A 15,776-nucleotide genomic window follows, 5' to 3' on the forward strand; every position below is an offset into this window, starting at 1 on the left:
AATTAATTTCCCCCTTTGGTACCATCTGAGGAATGAGTTACACCAAGAAAATTCTTACGCTTTTATTCCTTTTAATCGTTGCCAGTTTTTTGTGTTTTTACCCTGCAAAAAAAGGGGGATTTGAAGACTGGACCCTTTTTCTTGTAGTTTTTATTGTCACTTTTTTAGGAGTGTTTCTCTTTTTTCAGGCGACTTGGACATCCATTCAGCCGAAACGAAAACGGAGAAGAAAAGAGCATCAGTATCTCTTTGAAGCTCTCCCTCTAGGAGTGATTCTCATTAGCGAAAAGGGGCGGATTCTCTACTTCAACCAAAAAGCGCAACGGTATCTTAAGCTTGCGAAATCAAAGCTTGTAGGGCAAGAACTTCAAGATTTGAAACACTCCTCACTGCTCAAAAAGTGTCACCGGTTGTTTTTACGGTGTAAAGAAACGGGCCATGAGCAATCGTTTTCTTTTTGTGTCGAAGAAATAGATCAAAAGTCATTGAATCTCGTTGTCAAACCGCTCTCTGAAATTGGGCGATTTTTAATTTTATTAGCAGATAACTCAGGGCAGTATCAAAAGCATCAACTTGGAAAAGACTTTGTTGCCAATGCATCTCATGAACTCAGGACACCGATCACCATCATTAAAGGGTTTGCAGAAACCCTGAGTGAAATGCCTGAAGTGTCTGAGGCAATGTTTCAAGATTTTACAGAAAAAATTGTTCGCAACTGTCAACGGATGGATCAACTTGTTAAAAACCTTCTTACGCTGACAGATCTCGATTATTTGCCACAAGCAAGACTGCAAGAATGTGATCTCGTAGCACTTGTCGATAACTGTATCTATACACTTCTTGCAGTTCATCCTGATATCAACATCCAAGCACTTCAAAATAAAGAAATCATTTCCATTCCAGCTGATCCTGATCTTTTAGAGCTTGCTTTGATGAATTTGCTTGAGAATGGAGTGAAATATTCAACAGGACCTGCCGATCTCACCATTACGATTGAGGATCGGCCTGATGAAGTGCGGCTCACTGTTGCTGATAAGGGAATGGGAATTCCTGAAGAAGATATCTCGCGCATCTTTGAGAGGTTTTACACAGTGAATAAGTCCCATTCACGCCGTCTTGGGGGGGCAGGGCTTGGACTTTCGATTGTTAAAACCATTATAAACAAACATGAAGGTAGCATAGAGGTATCATCAAAACTGGGAAAAGGAACAGAGTTTCTGATGACCTTTCGTAAGGCTTTGCAAACAGTGATGGATTACTCGGGACTAGACTCTTCGACGACTTGAGCCGATATAAAAGTTTTGAGATCGACAGACTGTTTAGAAAATTTACCCTTCACGTGATACTTTCCATCAAATATCCGTTCCAACCGCTTGTCAAACTGATCACCTAAAAGAGTTTTCAGCTCTTCAATCTGGAGTGCGTAGTTCTTCACGTTGCTAGCTTCTTTCCTTGGATGTCCATCTGGCCATTCTGCGCGCATGATTTTCTCAGTCGCTTCCACACCTAAAAAAACCGTGAGTAATTTGGGATTTGCAAAGTGGAAGTTGATCGGTTTGGTGTGTCTTTTACTAAAGGTGATACACCTTTCAAGTGGAAGGTACCCTTTTCCGCGAATGGGATCAAAACTATTTGTTCCACGAATGAGTTTGGGGTAAAATTCTTTTAGAGGACCTTCCGGAACAAGCTTGTCAAATGGAAGAAAATGTTGAGTTTCTTTCAGCGCTTTTTTTTGCGCTGCCACAAAAAAATCGAGTAGTTCGCTCGCCCAATGAGGATTTTTTAATTCTTGAACAAAAGAAGCTTCTTGGTAAACCTCTTCGAGATATTGAATTGCTTTTTCCCTGAGCCATTCATTATCGAGATTTTTTTCAGTCAGAAAAGCTAAATTGAGGGCGCCATGTTTGGACCCCATGCGTGTTAAACGAAAGTAAGGTTTTTCTTCTGGAGTCTGATCACTTGAGTTAGATAAAGTTTGATTTGAAGTTCTTCGCCCCTCTCCAGACTCTTTGAGTTGATCGTAGATGTGCTCTTCGACTTCGTTATAAGCTTGACGTAGTGCCCGAATCCTCCCTTGATAGGCCAATCCCTCTGTTTTATCTGTGGCCTGACTCGCGACAAAAGAAATCGAGATCGCGCCAAAGATGAGAAGAAAAGTGATCACAAGAGGAAGGATATTCATAAACTCGGGTACTCTAAGCGATTTTTCGCGTTTAGGCGAAAGTAAAAGGCATCTTCTTTATCATCGGAAAAACTCACATTTAAAACAAAAAAGAGTGGAAGGTCCCCCTTTTCCCAGCTCGAAGTTATATCGAATTTTCCTTCCGTGACGCTTGTGAAGTCAAACCGCGCATTTTTGAGCCCTTCAAGAAGGATCTCTTCGCGAGAAGCATCCTTTTTCCCAAAAGTTTTAAAACGGAGTATGCCCTTGTCGCACCAAAGATGACCAGTCACTTCTCCTCGAAAGTTTTCGTCATCATCATATCCATTATCAAACTTAAGCTGTAGCTCGAATGGTCCATCTTTTTCCTGATGGGTTTTGAAGTGGTGTGGTGTCTTGGAAAACAAGGTGGCAAGCCGCTCTTGAACGTGGGCTTTTGCAAAGACATAGGACTTTTCGATTTCGATTTGCTTTTTCATCCGCATGGTTTCTCGAAAATGAGGAAACATGACAGCAAGCAGTAAGCTGACGATTCCAAGGGCGATCATGATTTCAATCAGGGTAAAGGGCCGTTTCTTCATGACTCAATATGATACTCTGCTCTATTATTTTTTGCCTTATGAGCATTTTCTTTAATGCAGATCATTATTAGAAAATTCAGCTTTGATGTCTTCTACTGATGCAGAACTGACGCATCAAAATTCTCCTAATAAACACTTTCTTCGAAAAGCTGGTGAATAAGCGGCTTGTTGCAAATTGGGATTGCAGAGGACTGTGTTGAAAAAATCAGAAGAGAAGTCTTGATAAAAATTTCTTAAAAAAGAGAAGCTCCTTATGGTTTAAGTCACTAAACATAAAGGAGCTTCAGATGCGTAAACGCAATTGGCACAAGTATAATCGAGACTTAGTAAAAAGAGGAAGTATAACTTTTTTCATCGATCCAAATGCGTTAACTGAAAAGCCAGAGGAAAACAAACGAGGTCGACCTCGTTTGTTTTCCCTTCCACTCATCTATCTCCTTCTTGTCTTAAAGATACAATATCGCCTTACCTATAGAACTCTCGAGGGTTTTGCCAAATCGATCCTTCCACATATAGAACCTGATATTTTTCTTCCGACCTACTCTCTGATCTGCAAAAGAGCTTCCCACATGGAAGCTCTTTTGCCCAAGCTCTCTTCTAGAAGACCTAAAGTGGTGCTGTTAGATACTACAGGGATCAAAGTCTATGGGGAGGGAGAATGGAAAGTGAAAATGCATGGAGCCTCAAAGAGGAGAAAATGGGTTAAATTGCACATCGCTATTGATGAAAACACTCAAGAAATTATCCACTTTGAAATCACAAAAGGGCATGAAGCTGACTGCAAAATAGGCCCGAAAATCATAGAGAAGCTCCCTAAACCCGTTGAGACCGTCATAGCAGATGGAGGATACGACACAAAAAGATGCAGGGAGGCCATCAATCAAATAGGAGCGAAAGACCTTATTCCGCCTAGAAAAAACAGCCTATTATCTCCTTTTATGACAAGAAGGAACAACGCCTTACGCGAAATAAAAGGACTGGGAGGAGATCAGCTAGCGCGAGAAATCTGGGGAAAACTGACAAGATACTCAAGAAGGGCATTAGCAGAGACAAGCTTCTCAAGATTAAAGCGACTGTATGGGGAAAGGTTTTTCTCAAAGAAAATAGAAACTCAAAAAATCGAAGGTCATATTAAATGCAAAATGCTGAATCAAATGCTTCTGATAACTTAATACGATTGATGATGAGGGGGGGGGAGTCTACGAAAATTGATTTTTTCAACACAGTCATTGCAGAGGGAAAAATCGACCTTTCACAGCTAGCTATAGACGGCTCTTTTTCCCCCAGCACCTGGTGGGGGGAAAGAAGTTGAGTATGGATATAAAGGGAAAGGCTCTTTATTACACTTGGTTGTAGAAAAAAGGGGGAGGCCTCTATGGATAACAACGACGGGTGCAAATGGAAATAAAAGAGAACAAGCGTTGGTTATATTAGATTGCAACGTGTTCAGTGTAAAAACAATGAAATGTTAGTGGCTTGTGAAGCAGACAAAGGCTATGACTGCGATGGTACCAGACAAGAAATGTTGAATCGAGGTTACCTGCCAATTATTGGATATCGAAAAAATCGGAAAGAAAGAGTGGAAATAAGAGAAATTTACGAATTTTTCAACCTTGAAAAATGCAGGTGGGTTGTTGAGAGATGCTTTTCCTGTCTGAAACGAAAAAGCAGAAGGATATTAATGAGATGGGATCGCATTCCAAGCATATGGGAATCATTTGCTAAACTCTTGCTCATTTTTTTTGGATCGAAAATTTATTAGGATAAGTTCAAGCCTTAACTTTAAAAAAAGAATTACTATATTTAAGCGATTGACAACAGGAAAAGCCTTCTTTATAATTCATTCCAATTCCATTAATAAGGAGTTTTTATCATGGCAAATCTAGTAGATGGTTATGGTGACAAATCAGCGCTATTTCGGATGACTGACACCCCAAAAGATGAAGAAGTGACAGACTTAACCCTGGTGCAAGAACAAGTTCGGCATATCCTGGCTAAGCCTCCTTCAATGACTGCTCAGGAGCTTGTTAAGCAAGCTTTTCGCTACACCTCCGATCCGATTGTTTCGGATGCTCTAAAAAACACATCCCCAAAAAATTAAGTCTTTAAAAGCCAGTGAGTTGAAAAGCATCAATCACTGGCTTTTACTCCTTACAAACGTTTCTGTTAAGTTTTTATTATAAAATATGTATAATAATTATATGAATATAATTAAAAAAATCACGATTTGTTTAATAAAGGTTGAATATTAATAAATGAGTTCTGATATTACTCAAACTAAGCAGTTTAAGTCTTTCGTCGCATTTAATGCAGAGGAAACAAACATAGCCGAATCTGATAGTGCTGAAAAGACAAGGGCGAATATTTCTCAAATGGCGCAGAAAGTTATTGATTATCTAGGAGATACGACAAAAAAGTCTCTGGATAACATTCCTGAGTTTATCGCCAAGCTCAGTACAATCAACGACCAGTTTTCTGAGCATGGAGATGGAACACCTTTTGCTACGTCCTTGACGGCGCTCAATCTTTTACTGAGTCTCAGAACGCATCTCTCAGACGGCAACCAAAAAATTTTAGAACATTCTTTCTTTAAGCAGTTAGATGAACTTCTAAATCAAGATGATATTGAAGATAAACTATCTGTTGCAAGAAATCTTTATCAGTTTCAGCAAAGCTGTTTAATTCCAGCGATACAGGGAGCAAACTCACAATCTGAACTTAAAGCTCTACAGCCTGTTTTGAGAAACTGCTTTCTGTTAGTGGAAAAGGTCTCATCTGTCGATCCAAAAGGAAAACTAGCAGACCTCAAGGAGGCTGTTTGTCAGAATTATAACTACAAATCAGTCACTCTTGACCGAAGATATGGCACATTGATTGCCTATGAAAAAGGAAGAGCTGGAAATCTAGAAGATCCCGAAAGAAGAACGTTACTTGTCAAAAGCCTCACCGAATTGATTGGAAACTTTACAAACGGAAACATCACAGAAATGGTCTCTAAATCTGATAAAGCAGCTCTCTACGACGCCATTTTGACCATTCAAGACGAACTTGAAGAGCATGGAGAAGCTGCCAGACTTGAGCCAGTGAGAAGCCAGCTTGCAGAAGCAGTTGGTGCTATTGACAGCATCAGAAGTGGGTTCCCAATTGAACTCCGCGAACTTGCAGCAAGTGAGCCTGAAGGAGCACGCAAACCGATTTTAGAAAAGTTAGTCGCATTTGAAAAAGATGTTTTAACTCCAGCCCTAGCAAATGTCTCGACAATAGAAGAGCTTTTAGCTTTAGAGCCACTTGTAGACCAATGTATCGCTCTCAAACCAAAAGTGGAAGAGCTTGATGCAGACAAGGAATTAGATGCCTCTCACAGTGTGCTCTTAGATCAGTGGAATGCCAAGCACTATCAGAAGCAAAAAGTTCATACCTTTTTAACTTCCTATGAAAGAGGGAACTTTCCGTCTATTGAAGAGTCGCCATCTAGGGATAAGTATGCTAGCGCCATCACAAAGCATATCACCGCTCTTTCAGATAAAATCAGTCACCCAACGTTTAAAACACACGAAAAGAGAGACCTCTACCAAGCGCTGCTGACCATTCAAGACGAACTTGAAGAGTATGGAGCGGGAGCCAAGCTCGACACTGCCATTCAAACACTTGGAGACGCACTAGGACTTCCCACAGGAATGAAAAGCGCATTTCCAATTGAGCTTGCCGATCTTGCAGAAACGACACTCGAGCCATCTCAAAAACCGCATGTCTTAAATAGACTTGTCGCTTTCGAAAATGACATTCTCATGCCAGCGATGGCACGAGCCTCTTCGGAAGAACTAGAAGCTCACAAGGCTCTACTTGTCCAGTGCCACAAACTGCAAGCAAAACTCACCGATGTCGAAGGAAAAGAACGCCTAAGCGCAACTCACGAGCAAGCAATAGCTTTATATGAAGCAAAAAAACAGCACGTCAAAAATGCTTATGATTTCCTTCGCACCTACACACCAGGAAAGATTCCCAACCTCGATCAAGCTGCAAAAAGAGAAGCCGCTGACAAAAGCGTTAACGCATACCTTGAAGAACTCATTCCCCATCTAGGCAATCCGATCTTTTCTACTGAAGATAAACGAGCCATCCTACAAGGCATCCAAACACTTCAAAAAGATTTTGGAGCAGACAGAAAACGTCTTGATCCCATTATCAAAAAATATAAACAAGCGATTGGCGTGCGAGAATTGCCGCAGTCTCCAACTAGAAAAGCAGAAGAAATCGATCGTTCAAGAGTTAGTAGCATTCGAGACATGTGGCAAAACAAATCTTCATCTTCAACAGATTCAATAAGCCCAGTTGTCTCCGAACGATCGCAAAAAGTGGAAACACCTGAAGAAAAACGCGTTCGCTACACAGGAAACATTAAAAAGAGTCTTGCTTTACTAGACTTAGATAACTCACATCTCAGGGAAAATATTGCAGAGATAAAGCGACAAATTGCCTTAGTCCGCAAACTTCCAGACTCATCTCCCACAGAGCTTCAGCAACTAGAGCAAGCTTTGAACCTACTCATCCGTCCAGATGAACTCATGATTACAAGAGAAGAAGGACGCTTTATTGAGCTCATCGCAGCAAAACATAAGGCCGGAGATGCCCTTGATTATCAGAGTTTAGAAAGAGGAACAGTACGCGATTCCCAATCCAAAGTCCTCGCCCAACTTAAGCGAGATTTTTCAGAGCTACCAAGACTTGAATCAAGAGCAAGCCGCGTCTTGAGAGGTCTCAAAGAAGAAACTGCTCAAAACCGCTTCGAGCGATTTAGAGATAGCCATACATTCAATCCGCCCCTTAGCAAGCACTTTGCCACGCATTATCCAGCCCTTCTCAATGCCTTCACACTTTACTCAGACAAAATTGCTGTAGATGGCCTCCTTCTTAAGTGGGATGAGATCAAAGTCAAGCGTGACAAGGCGACAAAGGAAAAATTTTCGCCACTCATTGAAGAATTTTACTCGCATACAGATCCCTCCCAGCACGTGCCTATGTACACAGCCCAGCTGCAGGAGGTTTTTGTCAATGGCCTAGATCTCTCGAAAATTGACAACATGCGTGAAGAGCAGCTTGTATCCTACCTAGTGAAAGAAATAGAAAGCCTCATCGAAGTTCCCGGGAAGTGGTTTGAAGGATTCTACGCAAGCTCCTATGGTGCGCAACACGATTGGCTAACAGCGAATATAGATCGCATCATCCGACCTTATAACCAAGGCGATACCCCAGACACCAACTTAGGAGCAGGCGTTTGCTACAATAACTCACTTCAAGTCCAACGAGCTTTCCTTGAAGGCCCTGTGAGTTCAAGCACGATCCTTCTAGGAAGTAACGAAACAACACGTTACCATCAATCACGTTACAAATCACAGCATGCAGAAGTCGTGAAGCTCAGAAAGGAATACGCTGAAGCTTCAGAGGCCTATAAAAAAGGAACAGTTTCTCTTTCTGCACTCAAAAAGTTGCATGACAAGCTAACCGCAGCAAATCAAGCGTACACACAACTTGAAGCCGAGCTTCCAAGTGTCTATGGCCTCAAATTGCATGCAAGTTACACACTACCCAGTCCTCCAGCCCAGACAAGTCTGCAAGACCACCTTGCCAATACAATAGAGCAGTGGAGCACTCAAGGGCATAAGCAAGTTGTTCTCGTTCTACGCAGTCCTACAGCTGGCCACGCTGTGAACCTGCAGTTTGATAACACAAGAGGTGTATACCGCCTCAGAGATGACAATAAAGGGATTATCGAGTTTGAAGATATGCATACAATGAAGAGAGAGATTTCATCATACTTCAAAGCGTTTTACTCAGATTATAACCAGTTCATCTTTGAGTCGTACACTAAAGCGTAAAAGAAGCAATTGAGTCTATTACTGGTTTCGTCGGATCAGGAAAAAGAGTTTTGTTATTTCCTTTACAACCCGCTCTCCAAACACTACCAGTATGACCTGAAATAACATGTAGGGCCTGTATTGTCCTTTGGGCTGTTGTCTCTATCTCTACGATTCTCCCCATTCGGCTTGTGGCGCTCCGTTTCTGATCGGGCCTCCCATCATAAAGGCTCCTGTCCCTCCTACGACTAGATCGGATCCTGCTTGTAACATCTCGTATCCAGGCTGCTCTCTATCATAATGCCCGTTATTATCCGAATTTTGCATTTATTTTAGTCATCGATACGCTTCCACCACTAAAATCGTGAGAATCTGGATTCAAACAAATGATCAAATTTTTTATAATCAACGACTAATTGCTCTTAATTCGAATTTAAGCAATTTCCCATGCAGAAGAAATGGCTTTTTGAGAAATCACAGAAGAGGCAATGATAAGAGCCGTACTACATAGTCGGCCTGCAAAATTCTTCTCCTATTTTCGAGCTTCTCGTTCGATTATACCTTCAGTTTGAAAAAAAGTATCACAGGATCTTGCTAGCCTTGTTAGGAGATGATCACAATGTGAGATTAATTCAGTTACACCCTCAGCCACTCCTGCTGCTAAAAGAGATTTTCTAAATACGCTACTTGAGGTTTGGGCGCTTACTTCACAAGTTGAGCTCAAAAGAAGGGCTGTTGCAACAACACGCATCACACGCTCTGTAAGTTTAATGGCCACACTGATAAATGTTTCCTCATTTTTTCCAGCGAAAACTAAAGAAAAAGGACTCAAAACTTGAGTCATAGCAACTCCAGTCACAAATAATTGGCTGGAGCAGCATGGTTTTATTTATAAACGCCCTAAGAAAGTGCCTGGAAAATTAGACCCAGAAAAACAAAAAGCATTTATTGAGAAATATAAAGAATTAAAAGAAAGCTTGCGGGCCGGAGAAGAAATTTATTTTGCAGATGCAGTGCACCCAGAAGATCAGTCTCAAGCGGTCTGTGGATGGATTAAAAAAGGGACACAAAAAACACTGCAAACTTCAGGGAAGCAATTACGTTTGCACTTCGCTGGAGCCATTTGCCTTACGGGCATGCAAATTTTTACAAAAAAGTATGAGGCGATAGATGCAGGAGCGATGATTAATTTTCTTAATGAATTAGAAACTTGGTCAAGTGCTTCTATGATTCATATCATCTTAGATAATGCTAGGTCGAATAAAAAACAAAAAGTTAGATGAGTTTCTCCAGAGGTTGAGGATTAAAATACATTATTTACCTCCCTATTCACCGAATTTAAATCCTATAGAGCGTCTATGGAAAATAATGATAGAGACAACCATGTATAATCGATACTATGAATCGTCTGTGGACTTTTTCAAAGAAATTAGAGCTTTTTTCACGAAAAAGATACCTGAAATAACTCAAGCTTTAAAATCGCGGATTAATGATAAGTTTGAAATTGTTCGGCTTGACCCAATCAAATCGCAGTTTTTCTACTTAGCTTTAAATTTTTTGTAAGATATGAAACCGAGGAAGAGGCTGAGGACGATAAAGAAAGCTAAGCTAAACCAATCACTTAGTAAACCTGGTTTTGAAGCTGGGATCCACCCTAAGACAGCTAAGAGGGCTATGATCACTCCCATACAAGCATCTCCAGCAACGAGACCGGATGCCATCAGAATGCCTCGCCCTAATGACTTTTCATCCTTTGAAAAGTGCTCAAAAATTAAGTGGATAAGCCCTCCAAACATGACACTTGTACTAAGTGATATAGGAAGGTAAAGTCCGATGGCGAATGCGAGGACAGAAACGCGCATAAAATAGACGAGAAACCCAAGGACAACTCCAATGATCACTAAGGTAAGCGGCAACTGCTGTTGAATAACACCCTTTGCAATCAGCGCCATTAAAGTGGCTTGTGGAGCTGGAAGTTTGGTACTTCCGAATTTGTATACGTCATCAAGAAGGTAAATAGTAAAACCAATGGCAATTGCCGGAAGAAAAAGTCCGATAATTTCAGCAATTTGCTGAGAGCGAGGAGTTGCGCCTAGCAAGAAACCGGTTTTCAAATCCTGAGATGTTGTTGAGCCAAGAGCAATGGCGATATTGGCAACAGCGCTCATGGTAATCGCTCCTAAGAGATAGACGCGCGAGGTCCATCCTAGTCCTAAGAGAATGAGGCAGGTGATGAGGAGAGTTGTGATTGTCATCCCTGAGACAGGGCTCGATGAGCTTCCAACAATTCCGACTGTGATAGAAGTGACAGCGACAAAGAAAAATCCTAAGACCACTAAGAGAATGATAGTCACAATGTTTAAGTGAAATCCAGGGAATGCCCAAAGAGCAATGATAATCGCAAGTGATCCAAGTAATAGATACGAAAGTGAAATATCGTGATCAGTTCTTTCTACGTCTCTTTTTTTCATTTTGAAGAGGTGAAAGACCTCTCGAAGCATTTCGATCATAGTGCGTCGGATCACGGGAATGATGCGAAACAAAGTGATCAATCCTCCTGCCGCGACGGCTCCAGCTCCAATGTATCGGATGTAATTGGACCAGATATCTATGGATTCCATTTGCGAGATAGGTGTTGTTGCTGGGAAGACAGTGGTCATTCCTTCACCAAACATCTTGATTAGAGGAATTAAAACCCACCAGCCAAGAGCGCCGCCTGCAAAAAGGACAGCTGAAATGCGTGGACCGATGATATACCCGACACCAAGTAAAGCTGGAGTGCCATCCATTCCAAAAACAGCTTTTTCATAGGGTTTGATGACAAAGTTCATCGTTTCATTCCAGAGATAGAATGCCCCATTGAGAGTTTTGTAAAGAGCTCCAATGATGATGCCCCAAAGGGCAAGAATGGCGTTAGGTTGGCTTTTTTCTCCTGCTTTTAAAATTTCGGCACAAGCGGTTCCTTCAGGGAAAGGGAGGATTCCGTGTTCTTGTACAATGATGTAACGACGCATGGGGATCATGAATAAGACGCCGAGAATTCCTCCTAAAACGGCAAGGAGAAAGATATTAAGTATTGGAGGCTTATCCCCAAGGATGAAAAGGGCTGGAATCGTGAAGATCACTCCAGCGGCTAATCCTTCACCGACAGCTGCCACAGTCTGCACGATGTTATTTTCTAATATCGAGACGTTGCGGAAAAAAGCGCGTAAAATGGCCATAGACATGACTGCAGCAGGAATAGATGCAGAAATGGTCATTCCTACTTTCAATCCCAGATAAGCATTTCCGATCGCGAAAAAGACGCTAAGAATGATTCCTAAAATGATGGCACGCCATGAAAACTCTTTTTGGCGCTCGGTAGAAGCAACAAAAGGTTTGAAGTCTGAGAGGTGGTCTTTCATGTCCAAAACAAAACTCTGTTTTAAATTTTTGTTTTGCCATTAAGCCGAATTTTCTTCTACATATTTGATGTCTGTTTCGTTGTTAGAGTGAAACCATACTTTGCATCTGCAAATTTGGCTTTAGTATCACATGTCCCTCTCCGTTTTTCGAGAAAACAGATTTTAACGTGCAACTTGCGGCATGGTTTTTCTTGGGATACATTGGAATATAGGTGGTAGTGCCAATAGTAGGTTTGCTTCCCAAGGAGACCAAAGTCAAATGTGATCTTATTATCATCTAAGGAAAAAGGATCGGTGACACTTTTACCGGAAATTTTATGGAGTGGGTGTTTTTCGGTTAGGACCTCGCAAACTCTGTAAAAGCACTGTTCGGCTTTCAGCTCTTTTTCGATTTCGAGTAGCCGTTTTTTTTGCTCGCGGACGTAAAAAATCTGTCCATGCACTAAAGGCAGAGAAAACAAGGCAACAAGTGCTAGGGCAATAAAAAGCTCTAATAAAATAAACGGTCGCTTTTTCATGCAGACAAGTTTAAACTAGAGGATAAATTCAGATAAAGATGTTTGACGAATTTTCTTGAGTATAACTTTCAAATAAGTTAAAATTAACTAATACAACACATTTTTTATTTTATTAATTAATGGTTTGTATTAATTGGTTAAATTGTAACAGATCTTGAGAGAATTTGCATCTATGCCATATAAAGGACGAGCACTTTATAATCTTCTTCAAATGAATTTGAAAAGAAACCCCCAACTTGAAGTAGAAACTTGGCAAGTTGAAGATTATCGAGCTGTTTCGCTCGAAGAGTTATTTTCTCGTATGGAGAACTTTCAAATTTTCCTCGATGAAGGCCATTTTGTCCTCTATGTTGAAGAGAGTGATTCTCCAGAAGATTTAACCGAAGTGCTCTATCTTGGAAACGACTTTGCTGCACACGAGCAGATTTTCCTCTGCCTTTTTGAAATTTGGCGCCGCCTTTGCCCTCATAAGCAATCCCTTTCTCTTTTTTGCGATGAACTTGATCATTTGATTGAAGAATACGAAGACGGGGAGATACAGCATGAAGAAGAGTTGCAAGCCTCACTTGTTAGCTTGCAGAAAATTCTCGATGACCATGTCGATGAAGGTGGAAACGCTGAAGAAGGGTTTGAGATGCTTTCTCGCTTTTCTTGCCATGATTTAGAGGTATTCATTTACGAATACGTAGCACACCAACTCGATGTTGAAAATAACCTCTATGCATCAGAGTTGCTCGAGGGGTTTTATCTCTATATCCAAAACAAGAGGTGGTTTGACTTTTTGAGAATTCGCGTGATGGCTGTAGCTGAGCTTGATGAAGCAAACATCATGGTAGCAAGGCTTCTTGAAACATTAAGAGAAGACATTGACATCCATCTCCTTTTTGAAGTGATGCATTTCCTCGTTTTCATTGGAGAAAACGAGCAGTTTGTGGCTTCATTTAATATGGCTGTCGACAACCTCGAAACAGAAGATGATTTGCGCGAACTTTTGAATGTGATCCAAGACTATTTCGATTACCTTGATAAAGACAAAGAAGAAGAAGTTGTAAGGCAAATTCTAGAAGAGCGTCAAGACAAAGATCCTTCTCACCCTATCGATCCTGACGATGAGATCTTACTTCATCTCAAGCACATGGTTACACTGTCGCCAGCATAAGGGGATCAAATCCTAGATAATCTGCTGAAGCAAACACGTATAAAATTTGATTCTTTTCCCCAAAAATGGGCGCATTTTTTTTCACATTGTGCAGATGACCAAATACGCAATAATTGACATTGTAAGTTTCTAAGATTTTTGAAGTACGCGAATCTTTGAGATCATGACTAATTGGTGGGTAATGGGTCATTGCAATGCGCAATTTGGCATTTTGATCGAGTTGAGAAAGGCTGAGTCTAAGTCGGTCGAGCTCTCGATCAAAAATTTTAACCGCTTGGAGTTTTTCTTCTGCAATTTCTTCTTTGGTTTTTTTCTTTTCCAAGGGGTTTTCTATCTGCTCAATGATCTCATCGAAACTGTATTCATTCGAATCCCATAGCCGTGTGCCTCCAATTGAAACGCCGTTCCAGTTAAGCACATTGTTATAGACATAGTGAATTGAAGGAGGGAGCATTTCCTTGAGTCGTTTGCTCGAAGGCCACCAGTAGTCATGGTTTCCCTTAAGAATGACTTTGGTTCCAGGCAATGCATCGATCCACTTTAGATCGCTCATTGCTTCTTCCATCTTATGAGCCCAACAGATATCTCCTGGGATGAGAACTAAATCATCAGGCCCAACAGCATCTTTCCAGTTTCGCTCAATGCGCTGCATGTAGTCTTTCCAAGGCAACCCAAAAACCTCCATGGTTTTTTCTGGCACGGAAATGGCAAGATGTAAGTCTGATAAAACCCAAATCAGCATATGCTCTATGATCAAAACTGAATCTACTTAATCGGTCAACTTCTATTTCATAATGTTGAGAAGGAATGATCCGATCTCATCAGAAGCACCGCGGAAGACATGAGTCACTTTCCCATCCCTATCAACAATATACATGGTCGGATATCCTGTGACATGGAAGAGTTGGTGAAGTTTCATTTCTTGATCTTCTACCCACTGTGTATGCGAAGCTAGTGGAGAGAGTTCTTCGATAGAAGAAACTGTCACATTGGTGAAGCGATAGGGAAGGTGGCGAAGTTGCATCGCAGCGTTGTCCAGTAAGGAGAGCTGCTCTTTACAATAGGCACAATTGGGTGAAACAAAGTTAATAATGTGGATCTCTGCAGTTGATTGAGCCGGGAAAATAGAAGCAATGTCTTTTTGTTTGAGGAGGGAGGAGGGAAAGATAAAATGCAAGCTGGTCACTAGCGCGAAAGCCCCACATGTTGAGAGAAGCGATGAAGATAAACGGTGTTTTAATGTAGAGAGGTCTTTTATGTTTGAAGCGATCAACCAAAGGGTCCAGATGACAATGTTGCATGCATGAGCAATCAAACAATGAGGACACGGATTGGAAGCTCTAAGATAAGTTAGTATGAGTGCGATACAGCAAGCTCCTAGCAATCCAAATTTAGTAAGTTGCGGGGGAGGAAACTTGGGATAGAATATGAATAGGAGGAGAATCGTAATAAAATAAGCACTACCCATCATTGTTAGGTAGGGGCTCTGAGTTGAGCAAGCAAAACATGATGGAGAGAAAGTTTGGGATAGCTTTAATCCCAGGGCTGTTATTGCAAAAATGATGAATATTGGAATCCAAATATGGAGCCCTTTCATTGAGGATTTCCTACACACTCTTTAATGATTGATGGATCCAAGTCGAATTCTTTAATCAAGAGATTTGCACCTTCATGGAAGGCGTCAATTGTTGCGCCCGACCAATACCCAGTTTGACAAGTCGCTTGGTCACAATTTCCACCAAATGTTACCCAGTCTTCTTGATACATGATGTCACAGATACAAACTGCTTTGTTTGGATCCATGGGGTCAACTACGCACTTTTTGTTCAAACACCAAGTCCAAGGAGTTCCATTTGGGCATTTCATGACCTTTTTCCCTTCATGACTTCGCAAAAACAGATGGCTTGTTTTGAATGACTTGGATCGGGGATACACTTTACAGATGTGCATAGGGCATACTCTTGGTCACAGATTCGCATGGATTGCTGATTGGTTTCGCGATCATTCTTATAAATCAAAATGAATCCAAAAATGATCAGGATGCAAAGAAAAATCAATGTAGGTTTTACGGATTTCATAGGTTAAACATGAATTGGGT

At 41.1% G+C, this 15,776-nt stretch carries 16 protein-coding genes and 1 pseudogene; 7 read left to right on the forward strand and 10 right to left on the reverse strand.

The genetic code is table 11. The features are described from left to right. Positions 1 to 32: 32 nt before the first annotated feature. On the forward strand, positions 33 to 1,286 hold the full coding sequence (locus SNE_RS01485; protein WP_013942522.1) for a sensor histidine kinase: 1,254 nt from the start codon (positions 33 to 35) through the stop codon (positions 1,284 to 1,286). Here SNE_RS01485 and SNE_RS01490 read toward each other — a convergent pair. Continuing rightward, the gene (locus tag SNE_RS01490) at positions 1,256 to 2,182 is read right to left on the reverse strand and encodes a hypothetical protein (protein ID WP_013942523.1); all 927 of its coding nucleotides are present in this window, start codon (positions 2,180 to 2,182) and stop codon (positions 1,256 to 1,258) included. The genes SNE_RS01485 and SNE_RS01490 overlap by 31 nt on opposite strands. Further along, complete coding sequence (locus SNE_RS01495) at positions 2,179 to 2,742, reverse strand: type II secretion system protein (RefSeq protein WP_013942524.1); 564 nt, start codon at positions 2,740 to 2,742, stop codon at positions 2,179 to 2,181. The genes SNE_RS01490 and SNE_RS01495 overlap by 4 nt, the downstream gene beginning before the upstream one ends. A gap of 287 nt (positions 2,743 to 3,029) precedes the next feature. On the opposite strand from SNE_RS01495, the gene SNE_RS13130 reads away from it, so the two are divergent. From SNE_RS13130 to SNE_RS01515, 3 genes are all read left to right on the forward strand, one after another. Next, the gene (locus SNE_RS13130; protein ID WP_013944429.1) at positions 3,030 to 3,914 is read left to right on the forward strand and encodes an IS5 family transposase; all 885 of its coding nucleotides are present in this window, start codon (positions 3,030 to 3,032) and stop codon (positions 3,912 to 3,914) included. A gap of 701 nt (positions 3,915 to 4,615) precedes the next feature. Beyond that, complete coding sequence (locus SNE_RS01510; protein ID WP_013942527.1) at positions 4,616 to 4,843, forward strand: hypothetical protein; 228 nt, start codon at positions 4,616 to 4,618, stop codon at positions 4,841 to 4,843. A gap of 154 nt (positions 4,844 to 4,997) precedes the next feature. Beyond that, positions 4,998 to 8,618, forward strand: coding sequence for a hypothetical protein (locus SNE_RS01515; protein WP_013942528.1), 3,621 nt, complete (start codon positions 4,998 to 5,000; stop codon positions 8,616 to 8,618). A 147-nt stretch (positions 8,619 to 8,765) separates the two neighbouring features. On the opposite strand, the gene SNE_RS13135 is transcribed toward SNE_RS01515, so the two are convergent. Continuing rightward, a complete protein-coding gene (locus SNE_RS13135; protein ID WP_013942529.1) occupies positions 8,766 to 8,924 on the reverse strand; it encodes a hypothetical protein in 159 nt (52 codons plus the stop codon). 205 nt (positions 8,925 to 9,129) lie between these two features. After that, a complete protein-coding gene (locus SNE_RS01520; protein ID WP_013942530.1) occupies positions 9,130 to 9,441 on the reverse strand; it encodes a hypothetical protein in 312 nt (103 codons plus the stop codon). Between the two features lie 25 nt (positions 9,442 to 9,466). Here SNE_RS01520 and SNE_RS01525 point away from each other — a divergent pair, with 25 nt between their 5' ends. Both SNE_RS01525 and SNE_RS13560 read left to right on the forward strand, forming a co-directional pair. Next, positions 9,467 to 9,880: a transposase gene (locus tag SNE_RS01525; RefSeq protein ID WP_079891506.1), complete on the forward strand. Its 414-nt coding sequence runs from the start codon at positions 9,467 to 9,469 to the stop codon at positions 9,878 to 9,880. 19 nt (positions 9,881 to 9,899) lie between these two features. Continuing rightward, positions 9,900 to 9,975 (forward strand): annotated as a pseudogene (locus tag SNE_RS13560) (transposase); the annotation flags it as partial. Between the two features lie 160 nt (positions 9,976 to 10,135). Here SNE_RS13560 and SNE_RS01535 read toward each other — a convergent pair. Both SNE_RS01535 and SNE_RS01540 read right to left on the reverse strand, forming a co-directional pair. After that, positions 10,136 to 12,001 (reverse strand): OPT family oligopeptide transporter, encoded by a 1,866-nt coding sequence (locus SNE_RS01535; RefSeq protein WP_013942533.1) that lies wholly within the window; start codon positions 11,999 to 12,001, stop codon positions 10,136 to 10,138. Between the two features lie 56 nt (positions 12,002 to 12,057). After that, positions 12,058 to 12,519 (reverse strand): hypothetical protein, encoded by a 462-nt coding sequence (locus SNE_RS01540; RefSeq protein WP_013942534.1) that lies wholly within the window; start codon positions 12,517 to 12,519, stop codon positions 12,058 to 12,060. 172 nt (positions 12,520 to 12,691) lie between these two features. On the opposite strand from SNE_RS01540, the gene SNE_RS01545 reads away from it, so the two are divergent. Beyond that, positions 12,692 to 13,678 (forward strand): hypothetical protein, encoded by a 987-nt coding sequence (locus SNE_RS01545; protein ID WP_013942535.1) that lies wholly within the window; start codon positions 12,692 to 12,694, stop codon positions 13,676 to 13,678. On the opposite strand, the gene SNE_RS01550 is transcribed toward SNE_RS01545, so the two are convergent. The 4 genes from SNE_RS01550 to SNE_RS13140 are packed head-to-tail and all read right to left on the reverse strand — an operon-like array spanning position 13,659 to position 15,756. After that, positions 13,659 to 14,420, reverse strand: coding sequence for a metallophosphoesterase (locus SNE_RS01550; RefSeq protein ID WP_013942536.1), 762 nt, complete (start codon positions 14,418 to 14,420; stop codon positions 13,659 to 13,661). The two genes, SNE_RS01545 and SNE_RS01550, sit on opposite strands and share 20 nt — an antisense overlap. A gap of 42 nt (positions 14,421 to 14,462) precedes the next feature. Next, positions 14,463 to 15,275 (reverse strand): peroxiredoxin family protein, encoded by an 813-nt coding sequence (locus SNE_RS01555; RefSeq protein WP_013942537.1) that lies wholly within the window; start codon positions 15,273 to 15,275, stop codon positions 14,463 to 14,465. Continuing rightward, entirely contained in the window at positions 15,272 to 15,544 is a 273-nt protein-coding gene (locus SNE_RS01560) for a hypothetical protein (RefSeq protein WP_013942538.1), read from the reverse strand. The genes SNE_RS01555 and SNE_RS01560 overlap by 4 nt, the downstream gene beginning before the upstream one ends. Then, the gene (locus tag SNE_RS13140; RefSeq protein ID WP_013942539.1) at positions 15,541 to 15,756 is read right to left on the reverse strand and encodes a hypothetical protein; all 216 of its coding nucleotides are present in this window, start codon (positions 15,754 to 15,756) and stop codon (positions 15,541 to 15,543) included. The genes SNE_RS01560 and SNE_RS13140 overlap by 4 nt, the downstream gene beginning before the upstream one ends. Positions 15,757 to 15,776 lie beyond the last annotated feature (20 nt).

Source organism: Simkania negevensis Z (assembly GCF_000237205.1).
Classification (GTDB): Bacteria; Chlamydiota; Chlamydiia; order Chlamydiales; family Simkaniaceae; genus Simkania; species Simkania negevensis.